Raw genomic sequence first — 18,667 nt, forward strand, 5'->3', positions numbered from 1 at the left:
CTGCCGAGCCACTCGGAGCCGTGCCGGCGCCTCCGCCGCCGATTACGCCTCCGATCGGATTAATTCGGCGAGTCGAAGAGCCCTTGCTGGTGAGCTGCCCTCCCCCTCCGGTGGGTGCTCCGCCGATGACTCCTCCGGGCGGGAGCGGGCGAGGGGGAGCCGGTGGTGATCCATTCGCGCCACCCGTTGGCGGCTTTCCAAGCGGGCCATTCTGCCGAGGCCTTAACTCGGCCCTTCCCGGTGCAGGAGGTGCAGCTGAGGGGTGGCGTACGGGCAGCGGGAAGGATGGCCCAGGTGGCTGGCCGGACGGTAGTGGCAGAGTATGGGGTGGGGCTGGGCCAGTGGGTGCCGGAGCCACAATGGGTCCTGCCCCGCCAAGGATTGGTCCTGCTCCCGAGACTGGGCGAGTCTCGGGTAGCACCGGTCTAGCGGTCGTGACATGTCGTCGGGTTGTCGGCGACTCAACTACTGCGGTCACGGGCACGATGGGCGGAATGATTGGCAGGTCCCCTGACACACCCGACGAGCCGCGTTCGTCCGGCTGCCTGGGGATATTTGGCTTCGGTGGTGGTTGGCGGAGCATCACTTGGGCTTGTTGGAGTTCTCCGCTCAGCCCCGCCATCAACCCCCGCGCCCGCCCGTTCAACCGCTCCAGGTCGGCGTCCGTCACCGGAGGCGTGCTCGGCAGGCGGCTGCCGGCCACCGCCTTCGGGTCGGCGAGGATCTCCTCGTACGCCTGCTTCTGCTTCAGCTTGGCGGCGTACTCGTCGTACAGCGGCTTGAGTTCGGCCCGGGCGGCGGCGAGGGCGCGGGTGGCGGCGGCGAGCGCGTCGTAGTTCGCGGCGGCGGCGTCGTGGGTGCGCTGGACCTTGTCGATGAGCTGGTCGAGTTCGGCGAGGTACGCCCGGGCGGCCGCGTTGGTCGCCGGCGGCCACGCCTCGGCGAGGCCGTGCCGGTATTCCCGCAGGCGACTGAGGTGGGCCAGGGCGAGGTCGCAGATTTTGCGCCAGCCGGCGACCTGCTTCCACTGCCCGGTGGTGTCCTGGTCCTGGACGCACGCCCACATGCTGAGCACGTCCATCCGCTGCCAGTCGGTGAGGCCGGAGGTCCGGCCGCTGCCACGCTCGATCATGGCAGCGCCACCGGGCCGTCCTCGGGCGCGGTCGGGTCGCGCAGCGGTGGCACGGGGCGGGGGACCGTTGTGGACGGTGCGGCGAGGGCGCGTTCGACGTCGGCCACCCGGGCCGCCGAGAAAGCGTCGGAGTGCTGGTACTTCGCGGCGATCAGGCCGGCGGCGTCGGCGAGGCGGCCGGTGGCGGGCACCATGCCCCACACCATCTCCACCGCGGCGGTCTGGGTCTCGTGGTGGGCCTGGAGGAACTGGACCAGCTCGACGAAGGCGTCGGCCGGGTTGGGGATCCGCGCCCGCATGTCGTCGGCGATGTACGACAGGTGCGGTGCGTAGTTGCGGGTCACCTCGTCCTGGAGCCGGTCGGCGAACTCCCGTAGCTGCCGGATGTCGGCCTCGATGCCGTCGTAGCCGCGTAGCCAGCCCGCCGGTTCGTTCTCCTCGGGGATCATCGACCCTCCCTGCCTGTCACCGCGCCGTTTCCCTGAGTGAGGTTAGTGGCTCGCGGCGGATCCCGGCAGGGGGCGTACCCCGGGAAGGGTCAGCGGGGGAGGCCGGAGGCGCGCCACGCGCCGGGGCCGGCGACGGGCGTCGCGGCGGCCGGCCGGGCGCTGCGGGCCCAGTGCGAGACGGGCGCCGGCGGGGCCGCGGTCGGCCGGGTCCGCACCATGATCGCGCCGACGAGGGCGGCCAGCTCCTCGGCGGTGGGCACCCCGCGGACGATCCGGAACAGCGGCTCTTCGGCAGACATGAGCTCAGGGTACGCGTCCAGAACTTGACCTTCGCCGCACAGTGGCGTGCCGGCGGTGTGACGGTGGGAGCTGGCGGGTACCGTCTCTGCGATGTCGAACGCGCTTCCCCAACTCGTCGCCGACCGGTACCGGCTTCAATCGCCGCTCGGCCAGGGCGGCATGGGTCGGGTGTGGAAGGCGCGCGACGAGGTCCTGCACCGGGACGTGGCGATCAAGGAACTCGTGCCGCCGCCCAGCCTCACCCCCGAGGAGCGGCGCGAGATGCGGGAACGCTCGCTGCGGGAGGCCCGGGCCATCGCCCGGCTCAACAACGTCAACGTGGTCCGCATCTTCGATGTGCTGCGCACCGACGGCGATCCGTGGATCGTGATGGAGTACGTGCCGTCGAAGTCGCTGCAGGACACCATCGCCGAGGACGGGCCGGTGTCGGCGGCGAAGGCGGTCGAGATCGGCCTCGGGGTGCTGGGCGCGTTGAAGGCCGCCCACAAGGCCGGTGTCATGCACCGCGACGTGAAGCCGGGCAACGTGCTGCTCGGCGACGACGGCCGGGTGGTGCTCACCGACTTCGGTCTGGCGACCATCCCCGGCGACCCGAACGTGACCCGCACCGGCATGGTGTTGGGCTCGCCGGCGTACATCGCGCCGGAGCGGGCGCGGGACGGCACGGCGGGTCCCGAGGCTGACCTCTGGTCGCTGGGCGCGACCCTCTACGCGGCCGTGGAGGGCAAGTCGCCGTACGCCCGGCCGTCGGCGATCGCCACGCTGGCCGCGCTGGCCACCGAGCCGCTGCCGCCGCCGAAGAACGCCGGCCCGCTCAAGCCGGTGCTGCAGGGCCTGCTCCGCAAGGACCCGACCGAGCGGATCACCGCCGACGTGGCGGAGCGCCTGCTCCGCAAGGCCGGCGGGCGGCGCGCGAAGAGCATCTCGCTGCTGGACGGCGTACGCCGGCCGGGGCCGAACGGTCCGCGCGAGCCGCGCCCGCCGCTGGTGCCGGCGCCGCGCCCGGCCGACGGCCGGCCCGCCAGCCCGCCCAGTTTCGTTCCGGGCGCGGCGGCTGCCGCCGGTGCCACGCCCGCCGGCTCGGTCGAGGCGGCCCCGACGGCGAAGGTGACGCCGCCGCCGGCCGGGCCGACCGCCAAGCTCGACCTGCCCGCGAAGCCCGCCGACGGGTCCCCGGTGGACGGTCCGGTCGCGGCCCTGGACGAGACCCGGGTGGACGGCGAACCGGCGGTCGCCGCGGCCGCGGAGCCGCCGCGCCCGCCGCGTAACCCGACCTCGGTGCTGGCCGAGCCGGTCAGTCCCGCGCCGTCGACCGGCCGGGCCGCGGTCGTCCCGGGTACGCGGCCCGAGCGCAACCGGCGCAACCTGATGATCGGCGCGCTGGTCGTGCTCCTGCTGGCCGGCCTCGCGGTGGCGGTGCCGCTGCTCAACCGCGGTGACGGCAACGGCGACGAGGGCCAGTCGGGCGCGGCCACCTCCGGCGCCCCGGCGCCGCCGGCCGCGACCAGCGCCGCACCGACGTCGGCCGCGCCGAGCAGCGCGCCGCCCAGCCCGACGCCGTCGGCCAGCCCGAGCACCGGTGCGGCGGCGCTGCCGTCCGGCTGGACCCTCTACACCGGGCCGATCGGCTTCAAGGTGCCGATCCCGCCGGGCATGAAGGCCCGCGGCGGCCCCGGCAACTCGGTGATCGTCTACGACGTCAGCGGGGGCAAGCGGGAACTGTTCATCCAGTGGACCAACACCCCGAAGAAGGACGCGGTCGCCGACTGGCACGAGCTGGAGCCGGACCGCAAGCGGCTGGTCCGCGACTACCAGTACATCGGCATCAAGGCCTGCGACTGGTACCGCACCTGTGCCGACTGGGACTGGCTGGAGAGCCGGGACGGCGCCCGCATCCACGTCCGCAACCGCGGGGTGGCGACCGCCAGCAACCGCGGCTTCGCGCTGCGCTGGGAGGTCCCGGTGGGCACCTGGGACGAGAACCTGGCGAACTGGCAGGTCATCCTCGCGCACTTCAAGCCGGACCGCGCCAACTGAGCTGGGAATCCCACCGCCGCGAAACTGATTCGCATGGCCTTCCGTGGTACGGGGTACTGGACCCGTGACGACGGAAGGAGGTACGACATGCGTTACCGACACAAGGACACCGGCCCCCGGTTGGCGTTGTGGATGCTGGTCGCGCTCGGGGACATCGTCCTGCTGCTGGTGAGCGCCGGCCTCTCCGCGCCGGTCGCGGCGTTCGGTGTCGTGGCCCTCGTCGTCGCGGGGGTGGCGAGCTGGCGGCTGGCCCGCCGGACCACCCTGACCGGGCGGGGCGCGGTGTCCGTGCCGGTCGCCCCGCGACGCCGGGCCTGACCCGGGCGGATCAGACGACGACGGCGGCAGCCGGACCGAGGTCCCGCTGCCGCCGACCGCTGTGCGGGGTGGATCAGGTGTTGTTCGCCAGGGCGACCAGGCGGGTCCGGTCACCGTTCCAGTAGTTGCGGTCCACGTTGCCGCTGATCCCGGAGACCGAGCCGCTGGAGGTGTACTGCCAGAAGCTCCAGAACGGGGCGCCGGCCGGCAGCGTGCCCACCGAGCTGGACCAGCGGGCGACCCAGAGCGGGTGGTTGGCCCACGGCGCGGTCCAGCTGCCGGTGCACTGGTTCCACCAGCTGGTCGTGGTGTAGATGACCGCGTACCGGGAGGTGCGGGCCTTGTAGCGGCTGAGGAAGTCGCTGATCCAGGTCCGCATGCCCGACGTGGTCTTGCCGTAGCAGTAGCCACCGCTGTACGGGTTCGCCTCCAGGTCGAGGGCGGCCGGCAGGGTACGGCTGTCCGCCGACCAGGCGCCGCCGTTGCTGGCCAGGTAGTCGGCCTGGGCCGCGCCGCCGGAGATGTTCGGCCGGGCGAAGTGGTACGCGCCCCGGATCACGCCGGCGTTGTAGGCGTTCACGTAGTTGGTGTTGAACGCCGAGTCCTTGTAGCTGGTGCCCTCGGTGGCCTTGATGTAGGCGAACTGGATGCCGGCGTTCCGCACGCTGGTCCAGTTGATCGAGCCCTGGTAGTGCGAGACGTCGATGCCGGGGGTGGTCGCGGCGGCGGCCGGTCCGGCCGTGGCGACGAGGGCCGCGGCCGCGGTGGCGGCGACGGTGAGGCCGGTGGCGAGCAGCCGGCGTACGGAGAGTCGGGGACGGGCCATTGATGCCTCCAGGGACGTCAAATGATTGACGCCTATCTTTGGAGGTAACTGCCCTAGATCGCAAGGGGCCTTAAAGAAATTTTCATAGAAGGTTGTCGTGGTGTTGGCGGAATCGCACCGCGAGTTGGCTCAGCGGAGGGCGCCCGGGTCCGGCGACCAGCGGAAGGGCTCGGCGATGCGCAACGTCTCACTGCGGCGCGGCAGTCACCGGCGTTCACCTCCCGATCCGACTGCCGCCCGATCAGTCGCACACCAGGCGAGCCGCTGGCTCCCGAGCGACACCGGTTCGCCGGGTAGGCTCCCGGCTCATGCCCCTCCTCGACGGCCTACGCACGATCTGGGACACGTTGCTGGCCGCGCAGCCCGACCCGCCGCCACTGCTGGTCCTGCTCACCGCCGTGGTCGCGGTCGCGGTGGTCGCCACCCGGCTGCCCTGGCGGATCGCCCGCAACGCGGTGACCATCGCCCACGAGGGCGGCCACGCGCTGGTCGCGCTCCTCACCGGGCGGAAGCTGCGCGGCATCCGGCTGCACTCGGACACCTCCGGCCTGACCCTCTCCGCCGGGCGCCCCACCGGACCCGGCATGATCCTCACCCTGCTCGCCGGCTACGTTGCGCCGGCGCTGCTCGGCCTGGCCGGGGCCTGGCTGCTCGCCGGCAACCGGATCACCCTGCTGCTCTGGCTCGCGGTGGCCCTGCTGCTGGCCATGCTGGTACTGATCCGCAACGTCTTCGGGGTGCTCTCCCTGCTGGTCACCGGCGGTGTGGTGCTCGCCGTGTCGTGGTACGCGTCGCCGCAGGTGCAGGCCGCCTTCGCCTGGACGTCGGTCTGGTTCCTGCTGTTCGGCGGCGTACGCCCGGTGATCGAGCTGCAACGGTTGCGCAGCCGGGGGCGGATGCCGGAGTCCGACGCCGACCAGCTCGCCCGGCTCACCCCGTTCCCGCCGCTCTTCTGGGTGGGCGTGTTCCTGCTGGTCAGCATCGCCGCGCTCGCCGTCGGTGGGCTGCTGCTCACCGGCCCGATCCTCGCCGACGCCGGGTTGACCGGCTGAGCGGCGGATGGCGGGCCCCGGGGCGGCCCGGCGCCGGGCGGGGCAGAATCGGACGGATGCGGTATCTGATCATCGGGGCGGGCGCGGTCGGCGGCACCATCGGCGTACGGCTGGCCGACGCCGGCCGGGACGTCACGCTGGTGGCCCGCGGCGCGCACCTGGACGCGATCCGGGGGCGCGGCCTGACCCTGCGTACGCCCGACGGCCCGCGGACCGGCCGGCTGCCGGCGGTGGCCGGGCCCGGCGACCGGCCGTTGCCCGCCGACACCGTGCTGGTGCTGACCGTCAAGTCGCAGGACACCGGGGCCGCGCTGGCGACCTGGGTGGACACCCCGGTCGAGGGCGGTGGCACGGCGGGTGAGCGGCTGCCGATCGTCCTGGCCCAGAACGGCGTCGCCAACGAACGCGCCGCGCTGCGCCTCTTCGCCCGGGTGCACCCGGTCTGCGTCTGGCTGCCCGCCACCCACCTGGAACCCGGGGTGGTGGTCGCCAACGGGTACCCGCATCCCGGCATGCTGCACCTGGGCCGCTACCCGTCCGGCTCCGACGACACCAGCCGGGCCGTCGCCGCCGACCTGACCGCCGCCGGCTTCGTCGCCCCGGTCCGCGACGACGTGCTGCGCTGGAAGTACGGCAAGCTGCTCGGCAACCTCGGCAACGGCTTGCAGGCGCTGCTCGGCCGGGACATCCCCGCACCGCTGGCCGCCCGGGTACGCGCCGAGGGGGAGGCCGTGCTGGCCGCCGCGGGCATCCCGCACACCACCCCGGACGAGGAGGCGGCCGAGCGGGGCGACCGGGTCCAGCACCGGCCGGTCGACGGCGAGCAGCGGGCCGGCGGCTCGACCTGGCAGAGCCTGGCCCGGGGCGCCGGATCCGCCGAGGCCGACCACCTCAACGGCGAGATCGTGCTGCTCGGCCGGCTGCACGGGGTGCCGACGCCGGCCAACGCCGCCGTGCAGGCCGCCGTCCGCCGGGCCGTGCGCGAGCGGATCGCGGCCGGCGAGTTCCCCCGCGCCGAGCTGGAAAAAATGATCGGCTGAGCGGGCAACCGCACCGGCTCCGCCAGGCGTCTCTCCGGCGACGTGTCACGGGGGAGGTAACAGGGTGCCGGACGTCGAGGGGTTCGACGAGTTCTACCGGGATACCCGGCAGCGGCTGCTCGGCGTCGTCTATGTGCTCACCGGCAACCTGGCCGAGGCCCAGGACGCCGTGCAGGAGGCGTACATCCGGGCCTGGCAGCGCTGGTCGACGGTGAGCCGGTACGACGATCCCGAGGCGTGGGTGCGGGTGGTGGCCAGCCGGATCGCGGTGAGCCGGTGGCGGAGCCTGCGCAGCCGGGCCCGGGCGTACCTGCGGCACGGGGCGGACGAGAGCGTCCCGGCGCCCAGCACCGACACGCTCGAGGTGGTGGCTGCGCTGCGCCGGCTGCCCGAGGAGCAACGCGTCGCCATCGCGCTGTACTACCTGCTCGGCATGCCGGTGGCCGAGGTGGCGCGGGAAACCGACGCACCGGTCGGCACGGTGAAGGCCCGGCTGTCCCGGGGCCGCGCCGCCCTCGCCGGGCTGCTCAAAGTCGTGGATCTGGAGGAGGCCGCCGATGCGTGACGACTTCGTCGACCTGGTGAGTCGGGATCTGCGGGAGGTCCGCTGGCCGGAGCCCGCGGACATCCGGGCCCGCGCCCGGCGCCGCAGCCGGCGTACGGCCGTGGCGGCCGCGATGGCGGTGCTGGCCCTCGCGTCGGCCTCGACCGTCGCGGTGGCCGCCCGTCCCGGCGCGGCGCCCACGTCGGCCGGCCCGCTGAGCCAGCCGGATCCGGTGGGCGGCGAGGTGCCCACGTTCGTGCTGCTGTCCGGGAACGACCTGCCGGTGCGCGCCAACATCGAGCTCGGCGACATCGGCCTCGGCGAGCCGGTGCGGGTCGACCCGCTGCTTGAGACGTGCGCCGCGGAGAACGGGGTGCCGCCGGAGTCAGTGGAGTCGCGCTACTCGCGCTCACGCAATCTGCTGCAGGCATCGTCGGCGGGACGGGACGGCACCGGCGGGATGCCGGTCCTCGCCCAGGACGTGTACCGGATGGGGCGGGCCGGATCCGCTCAGGTCTTCGCCGACCTCGACCGGTATGTGCGGGCCTGCGCCAGCTGGCGGCAGACGACCCCGGCGGAGCGGGACGGGCATCGCGGGACGGTGTCCATCCAGCACAGCTGGCAGGTGACGGCGCGGGACTTCGCCGGCGACCGTTCGGTGCTGCTCCGGCACACGGAGGCGCCCGCGCCGGGCCCACAGCTCGTCCAGCCGACGGCCGGCGAGGATCTCCGCGCGGTCGTGCAGGTCGGGGATCTGGTCACCGTGCTCGCCCCGCAGGGGGGCGTGCGCAACCGGTCCGTACCGCTGGTGGACGGCGATGAGCTCCGTGCCCTCGGCCGCACCGCTGCGGACCGGATGTGCGCCTTCGCCAGCCCACCCTGCTGACGCGCGGAGGCTCGCGCCGAACGGGCGGCGCGGGCCTCGGCGGCATCCGCTACAGCGGGATGTTGCCGTGCTTCTTCGGCGGCAGCGTCTCGCGCTTGCTGCGCAGCACCCGCAGCGCCCGGACGATCTGCACCCGGGTCTCGTGCGGCGGGATCACCGCGTCGACGTAGCCGCGCTCGGCGGCGATGTACGGGTTGGCCAGGGTGTCCTCGTACTCGGCGATCTTCTCGGCCCGGACGGCGGCCGGGTCCTCGGCGTTGGTCAGCTCCGAGCGGTACAGGATGTTCACCGCGCCCTGCGCACCCATCACCGCGATCTGCGCGGTCGGCCAGGCGAAGTTCAGGTCCGCACCGAGGTGCTTGGAGCCCATCACGTCGTACGCGCCGCCGTAGGCCTTGCGGGTGATCACGGTGACCTTCGGGACGGTGGCCTCGGCGTACGCGTAGATGAGCTTCGCGCCGCGGCGGATGATGCCGTCCCACTCCTGCCCGGTGCCGGGCAGGAAGCCGGGCACGTCCACGAAGGTCAGCACCGGGATGTTGAACGCGTCACAGGTCCGCACGAAGCGGGCCGCCTTCTCCGACGCGGCGATGTCCAGCGTGCCCGCGAAGTGCATCGGCTGGTTGGCGACCACACCCACCGGGCGACCCTCCACCCGACCGAAGCCGACCACCAGGTTCTGCGCGTAGAGCGGCTGGACCTCCAGGAACTCGGCGTCGTCGAGGACGTGCTCGATGACCCGGTGGATGTCGTACGGCTGGTTCGCCGAGTCCGGGATCAGCGTGTCCAGGTCCCGGTCCTCGTCGCTGACCTCGAGGTCGGCCGGGGCGTCGAAGGCCGGCGGCTCGTCCAGGTTGTTCGACGGCAGGTACGACAGCAGCGCCTTGACGTACTCGATCGCGTCCTCCTCGTCGGTGCCGAGGTAGTGCGCGTTGCCGCTGCGCGAGTTGTGGGTCCGGGCGCCGCCCAGCTCCTCCATGCCGACGTCCTCGCCGGTGACCGTCTTGATCACGTCGGGGCCGGTGATGAACATGTGCGAGGTCTGGTCGACCATCACGGTGAAGTCGGTGACGGCCGGCGAGTAGACCGCGCCGCCCGCGCACGGCCCCATGATCAGGGAGATCTGCGGGATGACGCCGCTGGCCCGCACGTTGCGGAAGAAGATCTCGCCGTAGAGGCCGAGCGAGGCGACGCCCTCCTGGATCCGCGCGCCGCCCGAGTCGTTGATGCCGACCACCGGGCAGCCGATCTTCATGGCCAGGTCCATCACCTTGACGATCTTCTCGCCGAAGACCTCGCCCAGCGAACCGCCGAAGACCGTGAAGTCCTGCGCGAAGACGCAGACCTGCCGGCCGTCCACGGTGCCGTAGCCGGTCACCACGCCGTCGCCGTACGGGCGGGTCCGCTCCAACCCGAAGTTGGTGGACCGGTGCCGGGCGAACTCGTCCAGCTCGACGAAGGAGCCCTCGTCGAGCAGCATCTCGATCCGCTCCCGGGCGGTCTTCTTGCCCCGCGTGTGCTGCTTCTCGACCGCGCGGGCCGACCCGGCGTGCACCGCCTCGTCGACCCGACGTTCCAGGTCCGCCAGCTTCCCGGCCGTCGTGTGGATGTTGATCCCGGTCTCGGTAGTCACCCAGGGAATATAACGATGGTTCACCAAGGCGCGGCTGTGCAGTGCGCCTCACCGGCTTCCGGCCGACCCGGCCGCCGGCGGGCCGTAGGCTGGCGGGATGCCCGGCTCGCCGTACACCGATCTGGACCGCCCGCCGCTGTCGGCGGCCCGGCTGCGGCGCGCGCTGGTCGCCCCGCACGGGCCCTGGCGCCGCCTGGAGCTGGTCGCCGAGACCGGCTCGACCAACGCCGACGTGGTCGCGGCGGCGCAGGCCGGTGAGGCGGAGGGCCTCGTGGTGGTCGCCGAGCGGCAGACCGCCGGGCGTGGCCGGCGCGGCCGGGTCTGGCAGTCGCCGCCCCGGGCCGGCCTCGCGACCAGCGTCCTGCTCCGGCCCGGCGAGGCCGTCGCCGAGCGCGGCTGGTCACCCGTGCCGCCCCCGGGGTACGGCTGGCTCCCGCTGCTCGCCGGGGTCGCGCTGGTCGAGGCGGTGACCCGGCTGGCCGAGCTGGACGCCCGGCTGAAGTGGCCGAACGACCTGCTGATCGACGGTGCCAAGTGCGCCGGGGTGCTCGCCGAGGCGGTGCCGGGCGGCTCCCCGGCCCAGCCCTCCGCCGTCGTGGTGGGCATCGGCCTGAACGTCACGCTCCGCGCCGACGAACTGCCGGAGAACCCGACCGGGCTGCCGGCCACCTCGCTCCAGCTCGCCGGGGCCGCGGCCACCGATCGGGACCCGCTGCTGCGGGCCCTGCTGCGCGCCCTCGCCGACTGGTACGACCGCTGGCGCGACGCCGGCGGTGACGCGGTGGCCAGCGGCCTGCGGGACGCGTACGTGGCGGCGTGCGCCACGGTCGGCCGCCAGGTCCGGGTGCTCCTGCCGGACGGCGGCGAGGCGCGCGGCACCGCCACCGGGGTGGACGCCGACGGGCAGCTGCTGGTCGACGGCCCGGCCGGGGAGCTGCGCCTCGCCGCCGGCGACGTGCTGCACCTGCGCTGACCCGAGCGGGCCCCGCGCGGTGGCGGGCGGGTCGCCGCCAACACCCGCCGCGCGGCTGATCCGCCGGGATGCGCCGACCGGATACGGTCAGCGCGTCCTGTTCTGCGAGGAGGTTCCCGTGGCGTTCCCTGAAGACGTGCTCACCGAGGACGAGCACGTCGTGTTGCACCTGCATCCGCACTGGAAGGCCCTGATCCGGCCGATCCTGGTGCTGGTGCTCGCCGTCGCGGCGGTGGTCGCCGGCTGGGCCCTGCTGCCCGCGGGTGACGGCGGCACGATCGCGCTCTACGTGATCGCCGCGCTCGGCCTGGTGCTGGTGCTCTGGCTCGGCCTGTGGCCGTTCCTGGTCTGGCGCACCACCCACTACCTCTTCACCAACGAGCGGGTGCTGTTGCAGGAGGGTGTCTTCTCCCGCAACCGGCGGGACCTGCCGCTGACCCGGATCAACGACCACGCCATGCACCAGAAGTTCCTGGAGCGGCTGCTGGGCTGCGGCACGCTGACCATCGAGTCGGCCGGCGAGCGGGGCCAGTCGGTGCTCAACGACGTGCCGGGCGTGGACCGGGTGCAGACGAAGCTCTACGAACTCGTCGAGGCCCACCACGACAAGCACAGCCTCGGCGACGGCGAGATGCGGGAGATCCTTGCCGACATGCGCGACGGCAAACCGCTCCGCGACCCCTCCGCCTGACCGCCCGCCCCGGTTCCGCCGGGCCCGGCCCGCTGGGCCCGGCCCCGGCGGCGCCGGGGCGGCGCGTCAGTGTCGAGGGAGGTGGGGTGGGATGGGTTGGAGTTCGATGGTGAGGTCGGCTTTGAAGGCGCGCCCCAGCGCGTCCGCCGAGGCCGGGCGGCCCTGCGGGGGCGCGTAGTCGCGCCCGCCGGTCCGTTCCGGTCGGCTGCCGGGACGGGGCTCGGTCTCCTCCAACTCGCTGACCGACTCGGCCAGCTCCGCCACCGGGTCCAGCTCGGCCACGTTGTCCCACTCGTCACGCGGGATGCTGTGCCAGGTCTCCTCGGCGTGCTGCGGCACCGGCTGGAAGACGAAGGTCCGGTAGGACCAGAAGCGGAACAGGGTGGCCAGCAGGACGCCGCCGGTCTTCGCGACGTTCAGCATCAGCAGGCTGGTCACGCCGAGGCCGTACTTCGCCGCCGCGAGTACGCCCAGCTCGATCACCAGGCCCGTGGCGTTGAACACGAAAAATAGGACGTACTCCCGCTTAAGCGCCGATTTCGGTCGATCCCGGTACGTCCAGTGCCGGTTCATCAGATATGACGTGATCGTCGCGATGATCGTCGCGATGACGGTCGCCTTGAGTTGGCCGTCGCGGAAAACCGTGAGTGCCAGCGCATTGAACACCGCGTAATTGATGACGGTGTTGATGCCGCCGACGATGCCGAATTTGAGCGCCTCGTGGACGAACTTCTGCCAGCGCTCGGGCAGCAGACGGACAAGAGGCATGCGGAACACCTTAGGGCAGCGGGCAGGGCCGTCTCGGCCCGGCGGGACGGAGTGGGCGGTTGGTCACGCCCCGGGCTTCCGGTCGTGGCTCGGTGCCGGAACGGCGGGTGTTCCCGCCTCGACGAAAACGAACCGCCGGTACGACCAGAATCGGAACAGCGTCCCGAGGCCGGTGCCGACGACGAAGCTGGCGATGTTGTCGGCCAGGGGGGTCTGGAACACCCCCGGCCAGAGGGCGCCCAGCCCGTAGCGGCTGAGGGCGAGGCAGCCCACCGCGATGCCGAGGCCCACCCCGTTGAAGAAGAAGAAGAGGGCGTACTCCCGGGCCGGGTGGGAGCGCTGGCGGTGCCGCCAGGTCCAGAACCGGTTGCCGAGGAACGCGACCGTCGCCGCGACGACCGTGGCGATGGTCTTCGCCGCGACCGGTGGCACGTGCCGGACGCTGGCCAGGTAGTTGAAGAGCGCGAAGTCGATGAGGAAGGCGAGCCCGCCCACGGTGGCGAACTTGCTCATCTCGTGGATCAGGTGGCCGAAGCGGTCGAGCAGCGCGCCGAGCGGACCCCGACGGGTCCGCGGCTGCACCGTTCGGTTCCGGGTCATCGTGGCGGCCACTCGCAGAGAGTACCGGTTTGACGCTCGTGGGAGCGGTAACACCGGCAAGCGGGGACGCGACCGGCGGCCGGCCGTCCGGCGACGGTCGGCGCCCGCCGGGGCGGTCGGCTGCTCATAGTGATCTCCGTGAGCGGAGCGTAACCGGATCCGGCGCAATTGTGGAGCGGATCACGGAATCGTCGTTCGTGACACCGGCGTGCGGTTACCCGCATCGCGCACCTCGCGACCCTCGGCGCTGACGGCGCCCGCGGAAGGTTCTCCGCAAGATTTGCGTGAAACTGCGCGCGAAAGCGGGTAAGAGATCGCGATGCCGCAGCGTGGCCGTACCTTGTGCAGTTCTTCACAACCAGTCCCACTGACTCGCGAGGCAGCCCGGTTTACGCTGAGCCCAATCCCAGGTTTCCACGACGGCGGCGCTCTCGTTCGCCAGTACTCGTGCATCCCATAGATCGGTCAGCGTCGACCACAAGGAGATGTGACATGGTTGCTCCGGCTACTGTTCGGGGTATCGATCAGGCCCCGACGTCCCACCCCAAACTGCTCGCCTGGGTACGTGAGGTCGCGGAACTGACCACCCCCGACCGGGTGGTCTGGGTGGACGGGTCCGACGAGGAGTGGCGTCGCCTCACCGACGAACTCGTCGAGAACGGCACCCTGATCCGACTGAACCCCGAGAAGAAGCCCAACTCGTTCTACGCGCGGACGGACCCGACGGACGTCGCCCGGGTCGAGGAGCGCACCTTCATCTGCTCGGTCGACGAGGCGGACGCCGGCCCCACCAACAACTGGATGGCGCCGGCCGAGATGAAGCGGACGATGACGGAGCTGTACCGCGGCTCCATGCGCGGGCGCACGATGTACGTCATCCCGTTCTGCATGGGTCCCGTCGAGGCGGAGAGCCCGATGTTCGGCGTCGAGATCACCGACAGCCCGTACGTGGTGGCCTCGATGCGGATCATGACCCGGATGGGCGAGAAGGTCCTGGCGGCCATGGGCGACAAGGCCGACTTCGTGCACGCGCTGCACTCGATCGGCGCCCCGCTCGCCCCGGGCCAGCAGGACGTGGCCTGGCCGTGCAACGACACGAAGTACATCTCGCACTTCCCGGAGACCCGGGAGATCTGGTCGTTCGGCTCCGGCTACGGCGGCAACTCGCTGCTCGGCAAGAAGTGCTACTCGCTGCGGATCGCCAGCGTGATGGGGCGCGACGAGGGCTGGCTCGCCGAGCACATGCTGATCCTCAAGATCACCTCGCCGGAGGGCAAGGTCTACCACGTCGCCGGCGCCTTCCCGTCGGCCTGCGGCAAGACCAACCTGGCCATGCTGGAGCCGACCATCCCGGGCTGGAAGGTCGAGACCATCGGCGACGACATCGCCTGGATGCGCTTCGGCTCCGACGGCCGCCTCTACGCGGTCAACCCGGAGTACGGCCTCTTCGGCGTCGCCCCGGGCACCGACTGGAAGACCAACGCCAACGCGATGCGGACGCTGGACCGCGGCAACTCCATCTTCACCAACGTGGCGCTGACCGACGACGGCGACATCTGGTGGGAGGGCATGGGTGAGCCGCCGGCGCACCTGATCGACTGGAAGGGCAACGACTGGACGCCGGAGAGCGACAGCCTCTCCTCGCACGCGAACAGCCGGTTCTGCACCCCGATCACGCAGTGCCCCATCCTCGCCGAGGACTACTACGACCCGAACGGCGTGCCGATCGACGCGATCCTCTTCGGCGGCCGTCGGCGGGACACCATCCCGCTGGTCACCGAGGCGCGGGACTGGGTGCACGGCGTCTACCTGGGCGCCACGCTCTCCTCGGAGACCACCGCCGCCGCGTCCGGCGCGGTCGGCGTGGTGCGCCGCGACCCGATGGCCATGCTGCCGTTCATCGGCTACCACGCCGGCGACTACTTCCGGCACTGGATCGAGATGGGCAAGGGCGCCGACGGCGACGAGGCCAAGCTGCCCAAGATCTACTACGTCAACTGGTTTCGGAAGGACGCGGAGGGCAACTTCCTCTGGCCGGGCTTCGGCGAGAACTCCCGGGTGCTCAAGTGGGTCATCGAGCGGCTCGAGGGGCGGGCCGAGGCGGTCGAGACCCCGATCGGCATGGTCCCGGCCCAGGACGCGCTGGACGTCGAAGGGCTGGACATGACCCCCGAGGACGTCCGGATCGCCCTGAAGGTCGACCCCGAGGAGTGGCGCAAGGAACTGCCGCTGGTCACCGAGTGGTTCGAGAAGTTCGGCGACAAGCTGCCCGGCGTCCTCTGGGCCGAGCTGGACGCGCTGCGCGCCCGGCTCGACGCGGAGCCGCAGAAGTAGAGGTGTGCCGGTTGCCCGCAACGGGCAACATCGGATGCCATGAGGACGGCCGCCGAACCTGTCGAGGTCCGGCGGCCGTCCGCCGTCCGGGCGCTGACCACGCTGCTCGCCGTCACCGCGGCGGCCACCGTCGTGGTCGAGCTGCTCAATTACTGGTACGCCCCGGAGCAGGAGTTCGGGCTCGCCGTACGCACCGGCTGGGCGATGCTCCGCTCCCTCGCCTTCCTGGTGCTGATCGGGCACGTCAAGCGCGGTCGGGTCGCGGCGCGACCGTTCGGGCTGATCCTCGCGGTGACCACGGTCTTCGCGGTGGGACGGCTGGTCGTGCCCCGGTCGGGGGTGCCGCCGCTGCCCGGCCTGCTCGGGTTCGGAGTGCTCACCGCGCTCTGCGTCGCCGTGGTGGTGCTGCTCTACCGGTCCGACGCGGTACGCGGGCACCTGGTCCGGCACCGCAAGGGCCTGGTGATCTCCGGTGGCGTGATCTCCTGGCGGGAGGTCACCCCGAAGCGCCCACCGGTCACCGGCTGGCTGCTCACCGCCCGGGTCGCCGCGTTCACCTACAGCCCGCTGATGCTGGTTCCGGCGCTGATCGCGGCGGGCTCCGTCCTGGACGGCCGGCTCAGCGCCGTACCGGCCGTGCTGTGCTGGTTCGCCGCCGGCATCCTGGTCAGCTACCTGGTCCTCTTCGGCACCGCCTTCCTGCTGCGGGAACGGCCCTGGGCCCGACGGTTCCTGATCGTCGTCACCCTCGGCGTCCTGGCGGTGGACCTGCCGCTCTGCTGGTGGCTCCTCGGCGTGGACGGTCTGGTGCGGGACGGTGCGCCCCTCGTCGCCGCCGCCCTGTTGACCCTCTACTCCCTGCACCGCGCCACCCACCCCCGCCAACCCACCCCGCCACCCCCCGCACCGCCCCGCTGATCGAGAACTTCGCGTCCGTGGCGGCCCGCCGCCCGACGCGAACTCCTTGACCAAGCTGCGGGGGGTGCGGGGTGGGAGTCAGGGTCGGTGGGCGCGGCGGGGGGCGGGGTGCAGGCTCGGGCGGGGAGGATGGAGGGGTGTGGGACGTCATCGTCGTGGGGGCGGGGCCGGCCGGTGCGGCGGCGGCGCTGGGCGCGCGGCGGGCGGGGGCCGAGCGGGTCCTGCTGCTGGACCGGTACGACTTCCCCCGGGACAAGGCCTGCGGCGACGGGATCGCCGCGCACGCGCTGGACGTCCTCGCCGAACTGGGCGTGACCGGGGCGGTCGACGGCTACGCCCCGCTGCCCGCGCTGCGGCTGGCCGGACCCGGCGGCGGGGCGGTGGCCCGGATGCTGCCCCGGCCCGCGTACACGGTGCCCCGGCGGGTGTTCGACGCCCGCCTGGTGGCGGCGGCGGTGGCGGCCGGCGCGGAGCTGCGCCGGCACACCGTACGGCGGGTGGAACAGCACGCCGACCGGGTGGTGCTCGACGGGGACCTGACCGGTCGGGCGGTGGTCGGTGCCGACGGCGCCGGCTCGGTCCTGCGCCGGGCGCTGGGTCACCCGGCGAACCCGGACCGCCACCTCGCGCTCGCCATCCGTGGCTACGCCCCCGCCCTGCCCGGCCCACCCGAGCAGCTCATCGTCACCTCGTCGGCGCACTGGCCGGCGTACGCCTGGTCCTTTCCGATCGGGGACGGCCGGGCGAACGTCGGGTACGGGGAGGTGTTGCGAGGCGAGCCGCTGACCCGGGCCCACCTGCTGGACCGGCTGGCCGACCTGCTGCCGGGCGTCGAGCCGGCCACGGTGACCGACCTGCGCGCGCACCACCTGCCGCTCTCCACCCACCGGCCGACGCCGGGCCGGGGCCGGGTGGTGCTGGCCGGCGACGCGCTCTCGCTGATCAACCCGTTCACCGGCGAGGGGATCTTCTACGCGCTGCGCTCCGGTGCGCTGGCCGGGGCGGCCGCGGCCGGCACCCCCGCCCACGCGGCCCGCCGGTACGCCGAGGCGCTGCGCGACCGGCTCGGCACGCACCTGCGGCACAGCTCGGTCGCGGCCTGGCTGGCCCGCCGGCGGTGGGTGGTCGACGCCGCGGTCCGGGCGGCCCGCCGCGACGAGCGGGTCTACCGGACGGTGGTGGAGCTGGGGCTGGGTGACGGCCGGCTCGACGCCCGCACCCTGGCCCGGATCGGCGCGGGCGTCGCGGCGCGGGATCGGCCACCGCGCCACTGATCTTCAATCCGGGTCGCTACCCTGCAAGGTGATGACTGTGCGGAAACTCCTCTACTCCGTTTACGAGCGCCGGCTCACGGCGAAGCTCGCGGGCAAGCCGGTGCCCCGGCACGTCGGCGTGATGTGCGACGGCAACCGCAGGTGGGCCCGGGAGATGGGCTTCGTCGATCCGAACGACGGGCACCGGATGGGCGCCGAGCGGATCAAGGAGCTGCTGCGCTGGTGCGACGCGGCCGGGGTCGGGCATGTGACGCTCTGGCTGCTCTCCACCGACAACCTGACCCGGCCGGCCGCCGAGCTGGACCCGCTGCTCCAGATCATCGAGGACCTGAGCACCGAGCTGGCCAAGGAGGGCAACCCCTGGCGGCTGCGGATGGTGGGCGCGCTCGACGTGCTGCCGGCACACCACGCCGCCGCGCTCAAGGCCGCCGAGGAGCGCACCCGGGGCCGCAGCGGCGGCGCCCAGGTCAACATCGCCGTCGGGTACGGCGGCCGGCGCGAGATCGCCGACGCGGTCCGCTCGCTGCTGGTGGAACACGCGGCGGCCGGCGGCACGATCGAGGAGCTGGCCAGCTCGATCGACGTCGACCACATCTCCGAGCACCTCTACACCAAGGGCCTGCCCGACCCGGATCTGATCATCCGGACCAGCGGGGAGCAGCGCCTCTCCGGCTTCATGCTCTGGCAGAGCGCCCACTCCGAGTTCTACTTCTGCGAACTCAACTGGCCCGACTTCCGCCGCGTCGACTTCCTCCGCGCCCTCCGCTCCTACGCCACCCGCCAACGCCGCTTCGGCACCTAACTCGAAAATCGACCGTAACTTGACGTGCGGCAGCATCCCGCGTCGCGGAGCGGCGCGGGATGGGTCTTGTTGGGTGGTGCGTTAGGCGGC

Annotated in this window: 18 protein-coding genes; 12 read left to right on the plus strand and 6 right to left on the minus strand. The window is 72.7% G+C overall.

Features of this window, described 5'->3' with window-relative positions; all coding sequences use genetic code 11:
* Positions 1–1,128: 1,128 nt before the first annotated feature.
* Positions 1,129–1,581 (minus strand): hypothetical protein, encoded by a 453-nt coding sequence (locus AB0I11_RS24140; RefSeq protein ID WP_357324633.1) that lies wholly within the window; start codon positions 1,579–1,581, stop codon positions 1,129–1,131.
* A gap of 89 nt (positions 1,582–1,670) precedes the next feature.
* Positions 1,671–1,880: an acyl-CoA carboxylase subunit epsilon gene (locus AB0I11_RS24145; RefSeq protein WP_357324636.1), complete on the minus strand. Its 210-nt coding sequence runs from the start codon at positions 1,878–1,880 to the stop codon at positions 1,671–1,673.
* Between the two features lie 91 nt (positions 1,881–1,971).
* On the opposite strand from AB0I11_RS24145, the gene AB0I11_RS24150 reads away from it, so the two are divergent.
* Both AB0I11_RS24150 and AB0I11_RS24155 read left to right on the plus strand, forming a co-directional pair.
* The gene (locus AB0I11_RS24150; RefSeq protein WP_357324639.1) at positions 1,972–3,918 is read left to right on the plus strand and encodes a protein kinase; all 1,947 of its coding nucleotides are present in this window, start codon (positions 1,972–1,974) and stop codon (positions 3,916–3,918) included.
* Between the two features lie 87 nt (positions 3,919–4,005).
* Complete coding sequence (locus AB0I11_RS24155) at positions 4,006–4,236, plus strand: hypothetical protein (RefSeq protein ID WP_357324642.1); 231 nt, start codon at positions 4,006–4,008, stop codon at positions 4,234–4,236.
* Between the two features lie 73 nt (positions 4,237–4,309).
* Here AB0I11_RS24155 and AB0I11_RS24160 read toward each other — a convergent pair whose 3' ends face one another.
* Positions 4,310–5,062, minus strand: coding sequence for a GH25 family lysozyme (locus AB0I11_RS24160; RefSeq protein ID WP_357324645.1), 753 nt, complete (start codon positions 5,060–5,062; stop codon positions 4,310–4,312).
* Between the two features lie 308 nt (positions 5,063–5,370).
* Between AB0I11_RS24160 and AB0I11_RS24165 the strand changes: the two genes are divergently transcribed.
* From AB0I11_RS24165 to AB0I11_RS24180, 4 genes are all read left to right on the plus strand, one after another.
* Positions 5,371–6,114 carry a M50 family metallopeptidase gene (locus AB0I11_RS24165; RefSeq protein WP_357324648.1) on the plus strand — a complete coding sequence of 248 codons (744 nt, stop codon included), beginning with the start codon at positions 5,371–5,373 and terminating at the stop codon, positions 6,112–6,114.
* A gap of 56 nt (positions 6,115–6,170) precedes the next feature.
* Complete coding sequence (locus tag AB0I11_RS24170) at positions 6,171–7,154, plus strand: 2-dehydropantoate 2-reductase N-terminal domain-containing protein (protein WP_357324651.1); 984 nt, start codon at positions 6,171–6,173, stop codon at positions 7,152–7,154.
* A 64-nt stretch (positions 7,155–7,218) separates the two neighbouring features.
* Positions 7,219–7,719, plus strand: coding sequence for a SigE family RNA polymerase sigma factor (locus AB0I11_RS24175; protein WP_357324654.1), 501 nt, complete (start codon positions 7,219–7,221; stop codon positions 7,717–7,719).
* Entirely contained in the window at positions 7,712–8,584 is an 873-nt protein-coding gene (locus tag AB0I11_RS24180; protein ID WP_357324656.1) for a hypothetical protein, read from the plus strand. Before AB0I11_RS24175 ends, AB0I11_RS24180 begins: the two co-directional genes overlap by 8 nt.
* Positions 8,585–8,633: 49 nt before the next feature.
* Here the strand turns inward: AB0I11_RS24180 and AB0I11_RS24185 are convergent, their stop codons facing one another.
* Complete coding sequence (locus AB0I11_RS24185) at positions 8,634–10,217, minus strand: acyl-CoA carboxylase subunit beta (RefSeq protein WP_357324659.1); 1,584 nt, start codon at positions 10,215–10,217, stop codon at positions 8,634–8,636.
* A gap of 97 nt (positions 10,218–10,314) precedes the next feature.
* Between AB0I11_RS24185 and AB0I11_RS24190 the strand changes: the two genes are divergently transcribed.
* Together AB0I11_RS24190 and AB0I11_RS24195 are read left to right on the plus strand one after the other, a co-directional pair.
* Positions 10,315–11,190 (plus strand): biotin--[acetyl-CoA-carboxylase] ligase, encoded by an 876-nt coding sequence (locus AB0I11_RS24190; protein WP_357324662.1) that lies wholly within the window; start codon positions 10,315–10,317, stop codon positions 11,188–11,190.
* Positions 11,191–11,308: 118 nt separating this feature from the next.
* On the plus strand, positions 11,309–11,881 hold the full coding sequence (locus AB0I11_RS24195; protein WP_357324665.1) for a PH domain-containing protein: 573 nt from the start codon (positions 11,309–11,311) through the stop codon (positions 11,879–11,881).
* A 66-nt stretch (positions 11,882–11,947) separates the two neighbouring features.
* Here AB0I11_RS24195 and AB0I11_RS24200 read toward each other — a convergent pair whose 3' ends face one another.
* Together AB0I11_RS24200 and AB0I11_RS24205 are read right to left on the minus strand one after the other, a co-directional pair.
* Positions 11,948–12,649 carry a GtrA family protein gene (locus tag AB0I11_RS24200; protein WP_357324667.1) on the minus strand — a complete coding sequence of 234 codons (702 nt, stop codon included), beginning with the start codon at positions 12,647–12,649 and terminating at the stop codon, positions 11,948–11,950.
* 63 nt (positions 12,650–12,712) lie between these two features.
* A complete protein-coding gene (locus tag AB0I11_RS24205; protein ID WP_357324696.1) occupies positions 12,713–13,303 on the minus strand; it encodes a GtrA family protein in 591 nt (196 codons plus the stop codon).
* Positions 13,304–13,741: 438 nt separating this feature from the next.
* On the opposite strand from AB0I11_RS24205, the gene AB0I11_RS24210 reads away from it, so the two are divergent.
* The 4 genes from AB0I11_RS24210 (at position 13,742) to AB0I11_RS24225 (ending at position 18,577) form a co-directional block, all read left to right on the plus strand.
* Positions 13,742–15,583, plus strand: coding sequence for a phosphoenolpyruvate carboxykinase (GTP) (locus tag AB0I11_RS24210; protein ID WP_357324670.1), 1,842 nt, complete (start codon positions 13,742–13,744; stop codon positions 15,581–15,583).
* A 39-nt stretch (positions 15,584–15,622) separates the two neighbouring features.
* A complete protein-coding gene (locus AB0I11_RS24215) occupies positions 15,623–16,501 on the plus strand; it encodes a hypothetical protein (protein WP_357324673.1) in 879 nt (292 codons plus the stop codon).
* A 137-nt stretch (positions 16,502–16,638) separates the two neighbouring features.
* On the plus strand, positions 16,639–17,775 hold the full coding sequence (locus tag AB0I11_RS24220; RefSeq protein WP_357324676.1) for a geranylgeranyl reductase family protein: 1,137 nt from the start codon (positions 16,639–16,641) through the stop codon (positions 17,773–17,775).
* Between the two features lie 31 nt (positions 17,776–17,806).
* Positions 17,807–18,577, plus strand: coding sequence for an isoprenyl transferase (locus AB0I11_RS24225; protein WP_357324680.1), 771 nt, complete (start codon positions 17,807–17,809; stop codon positions 18,575–18,577).
* Positions 18,578–18,667: the final 90 nt, after the last annotated feature.

The organism is Micromonospora sp. NPDC050495, from assembly GCF_040655175.1.
Lineage (GTDB): Bacteria > Actinomycetota > Actinomycetes > Mycobacteriales > Micromonosporaceae > Micromonospora.